General features: G+C 35.3%; 16 protein-coding genes and 1 pseudogene. 2 read left to right on the forward strand and 15 right to left on the reverse strand.

The window, feature by feature from the left end; all coding sequences use genetic code 11:
• Positions 1-142: 142 nt before the first annotated feature.
• On the forward strand, positions 143-1834 hold the full coding sequence (locus J6L97_RS05255; protein ID WP_057726710.1) for an Rqc2 family fibronectin-binding protein: 1692 nt from the start codon (positions 143-145) through the stop codon (positions 1832-1834).
• 74 nt (positions 1835-1908) lie between these two features.
• Here the strand turns inward: J6L97_RS05255 and J6L97_RS05260 are convergent, their stop codons facing one another.
• The 11 genes from J6L97_RS05260 to J6L97_RS05310 form a co-directional block, all read right to left on the reverse strand.
• Complete coding sequence (locus tag J6L97_RS05260; RefSeq protein ID WP_057726709.1) at positions 1909-5103, reverse strand: carbamoyl phosphate synthase large subunit; 3195 nt, start codon at positions 5101-5103, stop codon at positions 1909-1911.
• A 4-nt stretch (positions 5104-5107) separates the two neighbouring features.
• Positions 5108-6163, reverse strand: coding sequence for a carbamoyl phosphate synthase small subunit (locus J6L97_RS05265; RefSeq protein ID WP_013086377.1), 1056 nt, complete (start codon positions 6161-6163; stop codon positions 5108-5110).
• Between the two features lie 4 nt (positions 6164-6167).
• Complete coding sequence (locus J6L97_RS05270) at positions 6168-7079, reverse strand: RluA family pseudouridine synthase (RefSeq protein ID WP_005719627.1); 912 nt, start codon at positions 7077-7079, stop codon at positions 6168-6170.
• Entirely contained in the window at positions 7072-7536 is a 465-nt protein-coding gene (gene lspA, locus J6L97_RS05275) for a signal peptidase II (RefSeq protein ID WP_057726708.1), read from the reverse strand. The genes J6L97_RS05270 and lspA overlap by 8 nt, the downstream gene beginning before the upstream one ends.
• A 5-nt stretch (positions 7537-7541) precedes the next feature.
• On the reverse strand, positions 7542-9218 hold the full coding sequence (locus J6L97_RS05280) for a formate--tetrahydrofolate ligase (RefSeq protein ID WP_057726707.1): 1677 nt from the start codon (positions 9216-9218) through the stop codon (positions 7542-7544).
• Positions 9218-9553, reverse strand: coding sequence for a hypothetical protein (locus J6L97_RS05285; protein WP_005719623.1), 336 nt, complete (start codon positions 9551-9553; stop codon positions 9218-9220). Before J6L97_RS05285 ends, J6L97_RS05280 begins: the two co-directional genes overlap by 1 nt.
• Positions 9554-9689: 136 nt before the next feature.
• Positions 9690-10877: a phosphatidylserine decarboxylase gene (locus J6L97_RS05290; protein ID WP_158083626.1), complete on the reverse strand. Its 1188-nt coding sequence runs from the start codon at positions 10875-10877 to the stop codon at positions 9690-9692.
• Positions 10822-11367, reverse strand: a complete 546-nt coding sequence (locus J6L97_RS05295; protein WP_081036413.1) for a YSIRK-type signal peptide-containing protein — start codon at positions 11365-11367, stop codon at positions 10822-10824. The genes J6L97_RS05290 and J6L97_RS05295 overlap by 56 nt, the downstream gene beginning before the upstream one ends.
• Positions 11368-11549: 182 nt before the next feature.
• The gene (locus J6L97_RS05300; RefSeq protein ID WP_057726705.1) at positions 11550-12128 is read right to left on the reverse strand and encodes a tetratricopeptide repeat protein; all 579 of its coding nucleotides are present in this window, start codon (positions 12126-12128) and stop codon (positions 11550-11552) included.
• A gap of 40 nt (positions 12129-12168) precedes the next feature.
• Positions 12169-12741, reverse strand: a complete 573-nt coding sequence (locus J6L97_RS05305) for an AAA family ATPase (RefSeq protein WP_057726704.1) — start codon at positions 12739-12741, stop codon at positions 12169-12171.
• Position 12742: 1 nt separating this feature from the next.
• A complete protein-coding gene (locus tag J6L97_RS05310) occupies positions 12743-13771 on the reverse strand; it encodes a hypothetical protein (protein WP_057726703.1) in 1029 nt (342 codons plus the stop codon).
• A gap of 174 nt (positions 13772-13945) precedes the next feature.
• Between J6L97_RS05310 and J6L97_RS05315 the strand changes: the two genes are divergently transcribed.
• A complete protein-coding gene (locus tag J6L97_RS05315; protein WP_054832827.1) occupies positions 13946-14158 on the forward strand; it encodes a hypothetical protein in 213 nt (70 codons plus the stop codon).
• Between the two features lie 36 nt (positions 14159-14194).
• Here J6L97_RS05315 and J6L97_RS05320 read toward each other — a convergent pair whose 3' ends face one another.
• From J6L97_RS05320 to J6L97_RS11095, 4 genes and pseudogenes are all read right to left on the reverse strand, one after another.
• Positions 14195-14641 (reverse strand): HIRAN domain-containing protein, encoded by a 447-nt coding sequence (locus J6L97_RS05320; RefSeq protein WP_054832821.1) that lies wholly within the window; start codon positions 14639-14641, stop codon positions 14195-14197.
• 84 nt (positions 14642-14725) lie between these two features.
• A complete protein-coding gene (locus J6L97_RS05325; protein ID WP_054832822.1) occupies positions 14726-15301 on the reverse strand; it encodes a tetratricopeptide repeat protein in 576 nt (191 codons plus the stop codon).
• Between the two features lie 8 nt (positions 15302-15309).
• Positions 15310-15975, reverse strand: coding sequence for a DUF6557 family protein (locus tag J6L97_RS05330; protein ID WP_143436820.1), 666 nt, complete (start codon positions 15973-15975; stop codon positions 15310-15312).
• A 148-nt stretch (positions 15976-16123) separates the two neighbouring features.
• Positions 16124-16690, reverse strand: a pseudogene (locus tag J6L97_RS11095) (DUF3841 domain-containing protein).
• Positions 16691-16829 lie beyond the last annotated feature (139 nt).

Consider the following 16829-nt stretch of genomic DNA (forward strand, 5'->3'; position numbering starts at 1 on the left):
GAATGATATAGCAGACTTAGCGTGAAACATTTACTACTGTATTGTAGGCTTCAATTATGATTAGCTATAACTTATAAATATAATCATTTTAGAATCTGACTAAAAATTGATATAATATTACACGAACTTTGAGGTGATATTTATGGCATTTGATGGATTATTTATCCATAGTTTATTAAAAGACTTAGTCCCTACTCTGGTAGGTGGTCGCTTATCAAAAATTTATCAACCATTTGATCAAGACCTAGTCTTAATTTTTAGAAAAGATAGAAAGAATTATCAATTTTTAATTTCGGCCAATGCACAATATCCAAGAATGTATTTGACTAAACAAAACATTGCAAATCCTGATAAAGCACCTATTTTTGTCATGGTTTTAAGAAAATACTTAGAAGGTTCAGTTTTGCAATCGATTGAGCAAGTTGGCTTAGGCCGAATTGTCAACTTTCATTTTAGTAATCGAAATGAACTTGGTGATCAAGTCAAGCTCGTGCTTTCTGTAGAATTAATGGGACGTCATAGTAATGTCATCCTTTATAATCAAGAAGACAATCACATTATTGATTTACTTAAGCGAATTAATCCTGATGAAAATAGAGCGCGTGTTTTACTGCCAAAAGCAAAATATGAGTTGCCCCCACTAAAACCAGGATTAAATGGGTTGACTCTATCAGAAAGTGAATTTAAACAATTAAGTAGTGAAAACCAGCCTAATGAAATTGCTCAAAAAATGGATGGCTTAGATAAAGATGATCGAACTGAATTATTAGGCTATCTTGAAGACGATTACACTTATTCATCTTTTAAGATCTTTTTTAATCAGTTTGACAATCCGCGTGCTTTTATTTTAAAAACACCTAGAAATAAGCGTAAGATTTTTTGTTATTTGCCCTATCATTTAGATTTAGAGAAAGAAAGCTCTAATCCAGATCTGAATGCTGGCTTAGATGAATTTTATGAATATCAGGCAACACGTGATTGGGTTAAGCAGCGTGCAGGACAAGTTGAACGTGTAGTTAAGAATGAGCAAAAGAAACTAACTAAGAAAGTTAAAAAACTTGAGAAGCAATTAGATCTTGCTGAAAATTCAGAGGGCTATAGAATTAAAGGCGAAATTTTAAATGCAAATTTGGCTCAAGTAAAACCTGGAATGACTAAAGTTTCATTACCTAACTATTACGAAAATAATGCTCCATTAGAGATTAAATTAGATCCTGCTCTCTCCCCTGCTCGTAATGCGCAAAAGTATTTTACTCGTTACAAAAAGTTACGTGATTCTATTAAGCACATTAATGAACAGCTTCGTATTGCTAAGGATGATATTCGTTACTTTGATTCAATTCAAACAGCTATTGACAATGCGAATCCACAGGATATTGATCAAATTACAGATGAATTGATTAATCAAGGATATTTACGTAAACAAAAGAAAAATAAGCGTAGGAAGAAAATCACTGAACGCAATTTAAATGAATTTAAACTTTCATCTGGTAAACACGTATTGGTTGGTAAAAACAACTATCAAAACGATTGGCTTACTCTTAAAAAAGCTAATAAATCTGATTACTGGTTTCATGTTAAGAATATGCCAGGCTCACATGTGATCTTACGCGATGATCAGCCTACTGATCAAGATATTAAAGAAGCGGCTGAGATTGCAGCTTACTTTTCTAAGGCTAAAAATTCCGCTCACGTACAAGTTGATTATGTGCAAGACAAGCGTGTGAAAAAGCCTAATGGTGCTAAACCAGGATTTGTAATCTACACTGGACAAAATTCAATTGAAGTAACTCCTGAAGAAAAGGAAATTATGAATAAAAAAATTGAAAAATAAAAATCATCGAACTAGTTAGTTCAATGATTCTCATAAATGCAAAGTCATATCGACTTTGCATTTTGTTTTGCTTATTAAATAGGTTGAGTAGTTAAAGCCAATGATTCTAGAACGTCTAAAATCAATTCCGCTGTTTCGATACTTGAGAAAACAGGAATATGTGTATTCAGCGCTTCATCTCTGATGCGCGATGCATCTTCGCTAGCTGCATCAGACAAATTAGTAATATTAATAACCATGACGATCTTATGTTGACGAATTTTATCTAGTAGATTTCTAGGGTCTTTATGAACCTTCTCCACTACTCCAGTAGTAATCCCAGCTTCCGCAAACATATTAGCTGTTCCTTCGGTCGCAATTAATTTGAAACCCAAGCGATCAAATCGGCGAGCTAGTTGGGTCACGCGATTCTTGTCTTCATCTCTGACTGAAATAAAGATTGTTCCATAACTTGGAATATGTAAATCACTTGCTTCATATCCTTTGTATAAAGCCTTAGCTAGTTGAGTATCTCGACCCATTACAGAACCTGAGGATTTCATATTTGAATCGAAAGTATTACCACTTGAATAATTAAGAAATGAAAATACTGGCATTTTAATATGAATAAAATCGCTGTTTTGCCATAGACCATTAGGATATCCTAGCTCTGCTAAATTTTTGCCAATTAAAGCTTCTGTAGCACAAGTAGTGATATCCTTATCTAGTGATTTTGATAAAAATGCTACATTATGACCTGCATATGGTTTAATTTGCAATAGATATAGGTCATTATCAACGAATAAATAGTGCAGATTAAAAATACCTTTTGTTTTCAGCTGCTTAATTAATTTAATTGACTCTTGCTCAATCTTTTTTTGCTGCTCTTCGGTTAAATTTTGCGGCTGAATCACTGCAATTGAATCAGAGGCATGCGAACCTGTTTGCTCTAGATGTTCAATTATACCGGGCAAAGTTACATTGGTACCATCAGAGATAGCCGTTACCTCATATTTGTGTCCCTCAATAAAGCGAGAAATAGTTATTTGATCAAGTTGGTTTTCTGCTAAATATTTCTCTATTGCAGGAACATCATAAACAACTGCAGATTTTTTCTTGTTTTCTTTATTCATACCGCCAATTAAAAGTGGAAAACCATATTTAGAAGCAAAAGCGAAAACCTGGTCTGTATCAGTTGTTTTATTTAATGCCGGGACCCGCTTTAAGGTAGTAAATTGTTGATCAAGCAAAGTAGTAATCTTATCCCGCGGATCGTCGTTTGCCTTTTGCCCAATAACGTGCAAACCACATTTTTCCAACTCTTTACTCAATGCACTGATTCTTTTGCCAGAAAATTGAACTAATACATCAGAAATATTTTCTCTTTTAGCAACAGTTAGAATATTTTCAACTGTAATGGAATCAAAATAAACTCGGTCAATATTCTTATACCTTGATGAAATCGATTCGTCATTATTTGATAGAAGCACAGTAACATAGCCATACTTATGTAAAGTATCGGCCGCGTGAGCAATCATATAGTCAAACTCGCTAGTAACCGAAACTTGAAGCGGCAACATGCCCAAAATCAAGATCTTTTTTTCAGCATTTAAAGCTTTTGCTTCATTTTGAACATCATATGCACTGTAGTAAGCACAAACATTAGGTTTATATATACCTGCTGAGCCGTCGATCTTCAAATATGATGGCTGCAAGTCAATTTTATTAATCAAAGAGCGAACTTCAGTAACTGATTTTTGTAAAATCTTAGCTAATAATGGGTTAAAGAATCCATAGTCTTTAGCTTCTTGCAGCAAATCACGCGAAGGCTGCTCCTTCTCTTGTAATAACTTTTTGCCAAGTCTTACAATGTGAAGCAATTTCTGATAATAAACCGGATGCAAATGTGTTACTTTTTGTAATTCAGAATATGGAATATCTTGATCAATTGCGGCTAATAATTTAACTAAATGCAATTCATCAGGATGTGCCAAATCATTCAAAATATCTGCAGTGGATTTTTCTTTTTCTTTTATAAAAGCATGCCAACCCAGTTCTAAATTAATAGTTGCATCTAAGCCTTTCAGAAAAGCAGTTTCAAAATTACGCCCTACACCCATTGCTTCTCCACTTGCTTGCATGCGACTTCCTAGCAAATAGTGGTTATAACCGGATTCAGCAAATGACCAATATGGCATTTTAATTGCTACTGCATCTAAGGTGGGTTCAATTGAGGCATTAAGTCCAGATAGAGGATCGGTAATCTCATTCAGTCGATAACCGATAGCAACTTTGCTAACGACATATCCCACATCATACATTCCAATTCTTTGAGCCCAAACAGAACTTCGCGTCAAACGCGGACGAATCGTCAAAAGCTTAGATCGAATTTGAGTTCCATGGTGTTTAATCGCAAAATGAAAACTAGCAAATCCAATGAGATCAAGATTAGACATGATTTTTCTAACGGTTATTCTTAACTCTTGAATATGATCATTGCTTAGGGTTAATGATGGCATCACAACTGCAGAGTCACCTGAATTAATACCTACAGCTTCAATAGATCCCGCAAAATTGATAAAAGCTAAATTGCCATCCTTATCACGGATTACGTCAACAATTACTTCTTCCCAACTAGATAAGTCTTCAGTTAAGCGATAATTCTTCCATGTAAAATTATCATTTTGCTTTTCTTCTTTAAAGTAACTGATTAAATCGGTAGGATTTGCAAATTGCAAATGTTCGTTGTGTACAAAACGGTTGTACTTAGTAACTAATACGGGAAAAGTGACTTTGTCGTTAATGCTTTCTAGCGCATTATCTAAATTATCCTGAATACTCTGATTAAGTTCCCAAGATTGCCCGGTATCAATATGTAGCTTAGTAAGCAACTTTGTCTTTTTCTGTTGATTCCCCATTTGTAGAGCACGCGAATTCAATGTTAGTAACTGAATTCCCATTTGTTCTAAAATGCCATCTTGTAATAACTTATGTGCAACCTTTAAACCATTAGTTGAACCATAAGCTGTCATAATTGCATCTGGCTCTTCCATCCGTAGAATTCTTTTCAGGAAGTCGAGAGTCATCGGTTCAAGATAGACTGTTACACCAGATTTTTTATCAGTTGAAATTGTAGCTGGATTAGGATTGACTAGCACAACTTGAATGCCTTCTTCTGTCAAAGCATCAATTGCTTCTGTTGCCATAAGATCCATTTCTGCTACACTACCGATTAAAGTAGGGCCTGATCCGATAATTAAAACTTTATCTAAATCGTTTTCTAATGGCATATAACTACCCCATCATCTGTAAAAAATAATCAAAAATTTCATCTGCATCATTAGTGCCTGGTGCTCCTTCAGGATTAAAAGCAGTGGCGATCAATTTGTCCTTACTGTTCCAGAAGCCCGCCATCAGTTCACTGTGTAGATCAAAGTATTCACGATTCATATTCATCTTCACACTATCAGGCAACACTAGTTGGTCAATATTCATCGCTGTTTGCCAGATAGCATTACTATTTTGTTCAATCACTGGATAATTAATACCATCAAATTCTTGTGGTAATTGAACCAGTTCAAAGCCGAGATAATCGCTCAAAGTTAAAAAACCTAATCCGATTCCTAAAATTGGATACTTACCATAAAAATGATCTAAAACTGGCGTTAGCTGATTAATTACTTCTTCTGGTTTTCCTGGCCCATTTGAAATAATTATTCCTTCAGGACGTAAGTTTTCAATATCAATCGGACTGGCACTGTATGGTAAAACTGTCGTATTTACTTTTCGTAAAGATAAAGCACGCAGCATTGAGTGCTTTAGCCCAAGATCTAGCACAGCTACAGTTCGTCCAACATTAGGGGATGCATATGCATTCTTAGTTGAAACAGTCGCAGATTTATTTTTAGGTAAAACTAGTGCTTTAATCTGATCAAAGGCATGCTCGTCATTAGTATCCATGATCGAAGCCTTAATTGTACCTTCTTCCATTAGACGATGAACTAAAGCACGAGTGTCAACTTTGAAAATTGCAGGGATGTTCTTTTCTTTCAAAAAAGAACTTAAATCTTCAAAATTTTCACTATCTGAAATATTTAATGCAATATCGTTAGCAATAATCCCTTTAACTACGGGATCAATACTTTCATAATCAATGGCATTAATACCGTTATTACCAATCATTGGTGAAGTAAAGACTAAAATTTTACCAGCATTAGTAGGATCTGTTAATGCTTCTTGGTAGCCAAAATTAGCCGTTTGAATTGCTAATTCACCGGTTGAAATAATACTGGCACCAATTCCTTCACCTGGAAATGAACTGCCATCTTCTAAAATCAAATAACGTTTCATATTATCACTTACTTGTTTGTTCTAGTTGAGCCAACGTTTCTTGAAAAATTTGTGGTGGTTCTACACTAAACTCTAGCCATTCGCCAGTACTTGGATGTTTAAATCCTAATACTTTAGCATGCAAAAATTGACCATGACCTTTCAAGGTTTTACGTGGACCGTATAATGGGTCTCCTGCAACCGGATGTCCAATATAGTCAAGATGAACTCTAATTTGATGGGTTCTTCCAGTTTCAAGCTGACACTCAATTAAGCTATAATCCTTGAACTGCTCAAGCACCTTGAAGTGAGTAATAGCTTTTTTGCCTGTTTCAACTACCGCCATTTTCTTGCGGTCATATGGATTGCGACCAATTGGTGCATCAATTACCCCATTTTCTTCCGCAAAATTACCATGAACAATTGCCCAATAAAGACGTTTGTTAGTCTTATGAGCCAATTGATCTTCTAATGATTCACGAGCCTTGGCGGTCTTAGCGATCATTAATAAACCAGATGTATCTTTATCAATCCGGTGGACAATTCCAGGACGAAATCCTTCTGGTGATTGTGCTAAGGCCTTGGTGTGATATAACAACGCATTTACTAAAGTATGATCTGGATGACCTGGTGCGGGATGCACTACCATACCTTGAGGCTTGTTAACTACAATGACATCATCGTCTTCATACACGATATCAAGTGGAATATTTTCGGGTATAACATCTAACGGTTTAACCGCTGGAATATTAACTTCGATTTTATCTCCCGCCTGAATCTTATAAGATACTTTTTCGACTTTGCCATTAACTAGGATATTTTGGTCTTTAACCAGTTCTTTAACTCTAGTTCGAGATAGATCAGGAATTTGTTCTGAAACAAACTTATCTAAACGTCCCTTTTCGTTTTTTACTTCAAGTGAATATTCTTTAGTCATGTTGTTCTTCCTTACCTTCAATAAAAATTAAGTAAATGAACACAAGGATTACTCCAACAGTAATTGCGGAATCCGCAATATTAAAAATGTTGAAGTGAACAAAATCAAGCTGAAGCATATCAACTACATATTTTAAATGCAAACGATCAATAAAATTACCAACAATTCCACCTAAGATGAGGGCTAAACCCGCATCAAACAAGGTATTCTTGTACTTTTTGTTAAAAAGAAAATACAAGCAAACACTAATGGCAATAATACTGATAATGTAAAAAAGCCACATTTGACCAGTTAAAATGTTCCAAGCCGCGCCATTATTTTGTAGATAATTAAAAGAAAGAATTCCAGGAATAATCTGGTGTACTTCTCCTATAGCATAATGAGCAACAATATAATTTTTTAGTCCTTGATCAGCAAGAACGACAACTAATGAAATAATTAAATATAAAAATTGCATATTTTTTAGAATAATCCACTAATTTTACCATTGTTATCAACGTCAATGTCTAAGGCTGCAGGATGCTTAGGTAAACCAGGCATATCTAGCACGTGACCAGTAGTGACTACGATAAAACGAGCTCCATTTTTTAAACTAATTCCCTTTACATGAAGCTTAAAATCAGTTGGAGCACCTAATTCATTCTTATTATCAGTGAATGAATATTGTGTTTTAGCGATAATTACAGGTAAGTTAGCCTTGTCTAACTTTCTTAATTCTTCGATTTGTTTTTCAGCTTTTTCGCTGTATTCAACTCCGGCTGCATGATAAATCTTAGTGGCGACTTTTTTAATTTTATCTTTAACATCGTCATTATCTGCGTATGTTGGAGTTAAATTTGCTGCATTAGAATTAGCTAAATTAATCACAGCTTGAGCAGCTTTAATGCCACCTTTTGAACCTTCACCATGGTAAGTAACCACTTGAGCTTGAACGGCCTGTTCTTCAATTAATTGCTTAAGTAAAGCGAGTTCTTGTTCAGTATCTGAAGCAAAACGATTGATCAAGACAATTACTGGTACATTGTATGAACGCATATTATTCATGTGTCGTTCTAGATTCTTAAATCCTTCTTTCAATGCATCCAAGTTTTCTTCATTTAAATGATCAGTTGAGCCTAATGCCTGATATTTTAAAGCACGAACAGTTGCTACAACTACTGCAGCATCGGGCGTCTTGTCCAGATGTCTTGAGACAAAGTCCATGAACTTTTGCCCACCAAGATCACTACCAAAGCCGGCCTCAGTTAATACATAGTCGCTTAAATGCAAAGCCAAGTTTGTCGCAATGACGGAATTGGCTCCATGTGCGATATTAGCAAAAGGCCCCCCGTGCACTAATGCTGGTGTGTGTTCCAAGGTCTGTACTAAGTTAGGCTTCAGCGCATTAGACAATAGTGCAGCAATTGCACCTTGGAATCCTAACTGTTTAACATAAACCGGCTCATCATCTTTAGTGTAGCCAACTAGCATATCACCAATTCTACTCTTTAAGTCGTTGATATCTGTTGCTAAACAGAGAATTGCCATTAATTCATTAGCAACAGTAATAGCAAAACTAGCTTGGTGCTCAACACCATTGAATTTAGAGCCTTGACCAACCGTGATTTTTCTTAAAGCACGGTCATTAACATCAAGCCCACGCTTAAGTAAAATTCGGTCAGGATCAAGATTTAGGCTATTGTCTTGGTAGATGTAGTTATCAACTAAAGCTGCAAGTGTGTCAATTGCGGCAGTTAAAGCATGCATATCTCCTGTGAAGTGTAGGTTGATATCTTCCATAGGGATGATTTGTGCTTTCCCACCACCTGTAGCACCGCCTTTTAATCCAAAAACAGGTCCCATCGAAGGTTCACGCAAGGCGATCATCGCATTCTGGTGCAACTGATTGTGAATTGCATCCCCCAAGCCAATTGTAATCGTTGACTTACCTTCCCCAGCGGGAGTAGGAGAAATTGAGGTTACTAATACTAATTTACCTAACTTTTTACTAGCACGAGTCCTGTTAATGGCTTGCCAAGTAATCTTAGCCTTATCATGACCATAAGGTTCTAAGTCTTCCTCTTTCAAGCCTACCTTAGCGGCTATTTCATTAATAGGTAATTCTTTGGTTTCTTGTGCGATTTCAATATCTGATTTCATTATTGCTTATTCTTCTTTCTAGACATCATTAAAACAGAATAGCTTTGGTAATCACTTTTTAGTTGATAAACTTGAAAATTACGCCAACTTGAAAGCAAAGTCATTTGATTGATTTTTACTTTTGAACGATATGGCAACTTGAGTAATATTTTGTCTCCACCCTTTTGCAAGTAAGAAAAGGACCAAGTATAAACTGCTAAAAGTAAGAAAATGATACCAACTACTATTCCAGGTATACTAATTGCTTTGTTCCCTTCATAGCCCAAAATAAAGGCGATAAATAGAACGATTAAGAGCCAAGAATAATAGATAATTCCTGCAACTCCTAGAAACATGAAATGCCGTTTAGATTTTAGAATTTAGATCACACCCTATTTATTTAATCATGTCTATTGTATCAAAGATTTAATCAAAATAAGAGGGTTGAACTTACAGCAATTAAATATAAGTCCAATCCTCTATCACATTTATTTACTTTACTACTGCTATTTCGTCTCTAACCTTTATATTGCTTGAATCGATGCCAGGTTTTTGACCGTGAAGATTAAAGTCTAAATCAACTGTCGGTTGAAACAGTAAGACATGTGTTGAACCACCAAAGTGGAACATGCCCAATTGCTCACCTTTTTTGACATGCTGTCCAATACGAACAGTAATTTCGTTGTTTGATACATCTCCCATACCTACGGCTACAAAGCACATCAGGCCTATCTTAGGGTTATCAGCTTGAATAAAGATTACAGCACGTGTTGCAGTTGAAGTTAAAAAGGCTTGTGAGTCATTAGCAGCTACTGGATCAGCACCATTTGGATTTTCGAAACCTTGACTTAACGCTTCACCATAGTAGCTACCATTGATGTGATATGCTTTAACAATCTTACCACTAACTGGACTGTTCCAACGGTGATAGCTTAAGGCGCTTAAAAATGCCTGATAAATAGTGCCACCCTCGAATTTAGAAGTCCAAGGATCATTATGAAGTAGATCAAGCAAGGAATATGGGTGCCCCTTGATCCAAAACTTATTTTTCAAAGGAACATGCTCTACTTCTTTTGAGTTAGATTGAGAAGTTGTTGATGTATTTCCTGGATAATCACCAGTTTTCGTATCATCAGTGTCTGAACCTAGTGAAATGTACGTGATCTTAATAGGTTCAAAGTGATCATCACCATGTTTAACAACTTCAACAGCTTTGGCATTTCGATTTGGAGTATAACCTTGAATTTCTGGGGCATTGTATTCACTAAAACTACTAATTGTCCAGTTACTATACTTAATCACCTTCCCTGTTACTTCATCTAATGTCGCAGTTCTCGTTAGCGTTATCAATTGACTAGCATCAATGGTACTGCCATCAGGTCTGACTACCGTAATTTGACGTTTGATCATTTCGTTTAAATCATTTTGACTAACACCAGTTAGATAATTCTTACTTGGATTATCTGGCAACTTATCAGTTGACTGCTTTGGACCATTTGGTGTGATAACTATTACTTTATGCTTCAAATGAATATCAATTGGATCATTGTCAGAAGCTTTAAATTTATAGCTGGTTGGTAACATACTTACTAATTCATAACCTGCGGGGATGATAAAGTCACCATCATGATAGGTTAGTTTCTTCAGCTTGGCCTTGACCGATTTCTGCCTTATTAGCATTGGCATCCTGGTTAGGCTGAACTTCGATTGGCTTAGCAGTTGCACTAGGCTGCTCTACCCCCCCATTTTGAGTTTGAACATTAGAATTTTTTACTTTGCTTTCAACTAATTGTCTAGCTTTAATAGTTGATTCGGGTTTAGAGACTGTCAAATTATTTTCTGTATGATTTTCAACAGAATTATCTGCAGTATTATCGTTTTCTTGAGAAGTTGGTTCAGCAGCCTTACCAGAAACATCATCTGTTTTATCTTTATTTAAACCAGCTTGCACAGAAGAATCTGCTTTCTTCTGTACTACTTTCGCAGTTTGCACACCGCTATCTACCGTACTTGCTTGTACAGTATTTGTATTAATCGCACCAACGTAAAACAAAGTTGATAACAACACTGAAGTGACACCGATAGATAATTTACGTATTCCAAAATGCTGAACTTGATCCGCATTTTGCTGTAATTCATTTTTCAGTGTTTTCTTTCCTGTCAAAGTCATATCAATCATTCTTCCTTATGTATGAATAAATTTTTCACATCATTATCTAGCAATTGTTATTATAATCTTGTTTGTAGTTATCGTATCAATGAAACACAACACAAAAGCTCTGGTCTTATTTTTAATAAAATTTCAGATTAAAAAAGCCGCGTCCGGTTTAGGGATGCGACTCGTCGATGTTATTAATTTTTTAAATATTCATCTAGTCTTTGTAAAATCTCGGCTCTTAGTGATTCAATTCTCTTAGCTATTGATTGCCACATGAATTTATCTTCAAAGCGGTCACAATAAGAGTAATATTCAGCTTCATTTATGTATTCTAATGCAGATAATGGATCTTCATCTGTACCATACCCTTTGTACAAACATAGCGCTAAACGATAATAAATATCTGATTTAATATCATCATCAATACCAGATTTATTAGCAAAATCTTCTGCTTTGATATAGTACTCAAGAGCCAAGTTGTAATTTTGTTTTATTGCATCTCCATAGAAGTAACTATCTCCTACTTTATAACAGGCTTCTGCACTACCGTCATCTGCGGCAATCTTAAAGCAGTAAAACGCCTTCTTGTAATCACGCTTCCCTGTACGACCATATTCATAAATATAGCCCAAATTACAGATAGCTTGAGTGTTACCTAGCTTTGCTGCATATTCATAATATTTTTGTGCTTTTAGGTAATCACCATTGCGGTAGGCCTCAGCGCCTATATCTAATAATTTATTTGATTTTTGTAATTTATCGTCTTCATCCATTATTCTGTCCTGATTATATCAAAATCTCTGAAAACCATGTTTATCGATAATTTAACACCATATCGATTATATCCTGTGCTTGCTGCAAATCTGCAGAACTGATCACTTTGACTTTATCTGGTATTTTAAAATCTTTATAATAGCCAACAAAACGTTTAATTATATCCATATTCACTGAATATTCTCGATCACGATTGCGCTGCACAAGAGTTTTTAATGCATGATCTAGAGACTCCTCACTGAATGGATCTTTGGAGTCCAATAATGGCTTAAAACAATCAATGACATATACTTGATAATCGACTGGCACTCTTTTCAGAATATCGCTGATTGGATTGAATCCATGACCAGCCAGATTCGTATTATCTATGACAGTTGGCAACTTATTCTGCAAACGTGTGTCTAGTTCTTCATAAAAAATATGCCATACAATTGATTCTGTTTGCGGGACAAAATTTATCTGAGTGTGACCATTATTAGAATTGATCCCATTTAGGCGAATTCTAATTTCATCTCCAGAAATAGTATAGTTTTGTAAATTATTCATCTTAATAAAACTAGATTTACCAGACGCTTGTGGTCCTAGCATTAAGATTAAAGGTATCTTTTTCATTTTATTGGTCATCCTGATAGAATAAATCTCTAAATTTCTTGTGTTTATACTGTTGTGCAAGTTGCGGTGTCTTCCAAGCAACACTATTTGTCCATAGTCCTGCACCCTCACCAATAACTACAACTGACTGACCGTTTTCAGTATGAGCACCATAATAAATACCATCACCAGCACCTTGCATCCAGGTACGGACATTCAAGTAATCAATGTTATGGATCTTCTTCCCTATCATCTGTGCCATGCCCCAATTCTTAGTAGCATTTCTATAAGACCTGGACATGTCGCTATATAAATGCTCGTTAGCAAATTTAACGTTAATTTTATGTAACTCTAGTGAACTGTAGCCATCATTGATTTTATTTTGACTAATCTTAATAGTTTCTAGTTTGTCATCATCAGCAGGATAAGTATACCAAGTTCCTTGTAGTTCTTTTGGTACATTTAATAGTCCATCATCTCCAGGCAAGTTAGATTTTTTACCAGTAGAATTCGAAGAAGCATTATTAGAATCTGAACGTTCATCGTTAACTTTGGCATTTTTAGCCAAGCTATTCACCAACTTGTCTGAATCCCGTTTGTTCAAATAAGCAATCATTTCTTTCATGGTAACTGATTCTAGCTTTTTACCATTTAAAAAGAGATAATAAATATTTTTACTATTTACTTGTTTCAGAGTATATCCTGCATTTTCGGAAACCATGTAGGCTACTCCGCTACCTTCATTCATATATGAATAATCTGATTGATTCTTCAAGTCAACTTCGAGCCCGTTTTGCTTGCCATCAAGCAAAGCCTTATTCCAACTGCCAGAGTAACGATTACCTGCATACGCAACTACAACTGCAACAGTTTTTTGTGGAGTTAAGTCCTGAGCAGATAAATGCCTCATTCTTGTAGGCTTTTTATTATTTTTAACAGTTTTTGTAGTTGCATTTTTCTTTGGTGCAGTATTTTGCTTAGAGTTTTGACTGCATCCCGTTAAAGCTAAGCCAGCTAACAAAACTAACGATAGTTTCCCGATTTTTTTCATTTCATCCTCAACTTTCTAATCAACAATATTTTATCATTTATTTACCAGCTAAAAAGTGTCCAGAGAAAATGTTTCTAGCTGTCATTATACTTTCAGCTATTAAAGCACTACAATAGTGTGTACAGGGATACAGTCAAAGTAGCTGCAATTCTAAATATTGGAAAGGAAGATTTCATGAAATATCTATCAAGAAATCAAGCAGAGCAATGGCTGAATCAACATACGCTTTACGGTCAAAAGAAAAATGGTTTCACCAATAAATTTATGAGAACGTTAAAGAATAGCTATCGTTTGGTTCCTGATAAAGATAGCATCTTCGGCAAGAAATACAGCATGCGCGAATTAAAAGAATATGCGAATGATGTAAATCCTAGACAAATCGCTTAAGCAAAAAGGGCACCACTTCAATGTGATGCCCTTTTATTATGCTCTCATATAAACTTTTACTACTAAATACAAACGCTTGCCGTCCCAATGAAAAGTCTTGGTTTTGCCAAACAACAAATTGCCTTCATCCATCAAACGACTTAAGATCAAATTATTGCTTCTAGGTAAATAGCCTAGCTTAAGTCCGCCAGTTGTGTGCACGCTAATTGCATGCTCGTCGAATTCATTATTGGGCTCACGCATTAAAACCAGCGGATCATTTTCATGCAGTTTTGGCACAACGTGATCTGCTAAATCAAGGTACTGACTGCCAGCTAATTCGCAGCCATATAGAAAAACGTCACGTGCGTTGCTGGAATTACTATATTGAAGCCGCTTGAGTTCGTCCACTTGCGTTTGCAACTTTTCGACCTGATCAAGTAAGTCTTCAAAAATATTTTGTGGTGGAACATGGATAGTATCGTTAGGATTGTGGAATTGCATAGGTGTAGTCCTTTCTATGGTTGAGTTTTATTTTTCAATGACCTGATAAAAAATCATAATTGTATTAGTTGTAGTTATTTGTAGTTATTTGTTTTCTAATGCTTCATCCAAGCTGTGTTTAATCTCGCTTCTTAATAATTCAATTCTCTTAGCTATTGATTGCCACATGAATTTATCAGTAAAACGATCACAATAAGAATAAAATTCAGCTTCATTAATATAGTGAAATGCGATTAATATATCTTGATCCGTGCCATATCCTTTATACCAGCATAAGGCCAAGCGATAATAAATATCTGACATAATATCATCATCGTCGTTTGTTTCATTAAGAAGTTGCACAGCTTCTTGATAATATTCGAATGCTAGACCATAGTCTTTCTCTCCTGCATCCCCGTAAAAATAAATATCGCCAACTTTATAGCAAGCTTCTGCACTACCACTATCTGCAGCTTTCTTAAAACAATAGAAAGCCTTCTCATAGTCTCGCTTACCAGTGCGGCCATATTCATAAATGTAACCTAGATTGCACATAGCTTGAACATTTCCAAGTTTAGCTGCTTGAGTATAGTACTCTTGTGCTGTCACATAATCACCTTTGCGGTATGCCTTAGCACCGATATTTAATAATTCATTTGATTTTTGAAAATTCTCGTCCATTTTATGCCTTATTCTTTAGCTAAATTCTTAAGTATTTTATCAATCTCTTGTTGATGTAAATGATGATTGAACTTTTTATGCAAGCGATTGACTTCTTGAATTAACTTTTGCTTTTTAACTTCATCTTCTTTACTCAGTTTCGGTGGACGTGGTTCATCACCATATATGAAGTCCTCGAATTCTTCATATGAGCTAAAAGATTCCTCTAGGCCCTCATCTATTTCTTTGTCGGCTGCTTCCAACTCCTTAACCGCCTCGGGCAATTTTTCCTGTTCAACTCCGAAAAAAGATGCATCCCACAAAATCTCAATTATCAAATCATTAAGATAATATTGTGTCATTTCTGTATCAGCTACCCAGTAACCCATGATTTCTTCTTGAGGAGTATATTCAATCCCATAGTTGGGTGCTTCAACGCCTTTTTCTTGAAGATCAGCTACAGTACACAGTCCACGATTTGGGTCTAATTTGTAACTACCCAAATATTCATACATGTAAAAAATCATTTGTCTATCATTTGGCTTGACTTCCATGGTTTCGAGACGTTCTATATATTTTCCAATAACTTTATTTGCTCTTTCTTTTGCTTGAGCAATTGTTAGATCATCATCAAAACTATCCAATTTGTTAGGATGCTCATAGAAAAACTTTCGCAGTAATTCTTTTTTATCCATCTCACGCAATGTCTCTTGGACTGTTTTCATCTGCATCACCTTCCTTATATTGAATCATAACTAGATTATATTTGTTCATCGCCCATCAAACTACATTTTATATTGAAAAAATCCATGCACGATTAAAATATTGCACATGAATTTTCCGTTAATCAAATATTTTTCTTTTAGGTGTAAAAATCTTTAGCTGATGATTATCATAGTGATGGTAAACTTTGATAACATCATCATAGTTAATTTGCCAAATACAGCCTTGAATCCATTGACCATCTTTTTTTACATCAAAAATATGTTGCCAAGATTGTTCGATTATCTTTCGTTTTTCAAGTTCTGGAAGAGCCTCAATTCTGTCATCTACCTTAGAATACTTTTCAGAATCCATATCATCTGGAGGTACAAAACCATCCATTAAAACTACATGCCATAGATCAAAATCGCTTAATAAAATTTTATTTGCAGGCAATTCTAACTCGATACAAGCTTGATTTGAATAATACCTATTTTTGGAAACAGTGCGGTCATCTTGCGCATACCAACATCAGATAGGTGTAGTTGCATTTTCCGGAGGTAAAGAAATTTTTTCTTGCATCTGTTTAGCCATCCAGCGATAGGCTTTAGTAAATTCATCTTCTAGTAAATGATCACGAGGATGAAGTAACTGTGATAAATTTTCGTTGGTATAATAAACACCATTCTTTTTGATTTGCAACCACACTGACCATGGTTGGATTGTCCATACTTTAATGTTATATTCCCCCCTCCAACACCAGACGCGATAACTACCAATTTATTTTTTGATATTGATCAAATCTTTTTGAAAAATGGTTTTCATTAACTTTTCGGAATCATATCTG

Source organism: Lactobacillus crispatus, assembly GCF_018987235.1.
Taxonomy (GTDB): domain Bacteria; phylum Bacillota; class Bacilli; order Lactobacillales; family Lactobacillaceae; genus Lactobacillus; species Lactobacillus crispatus.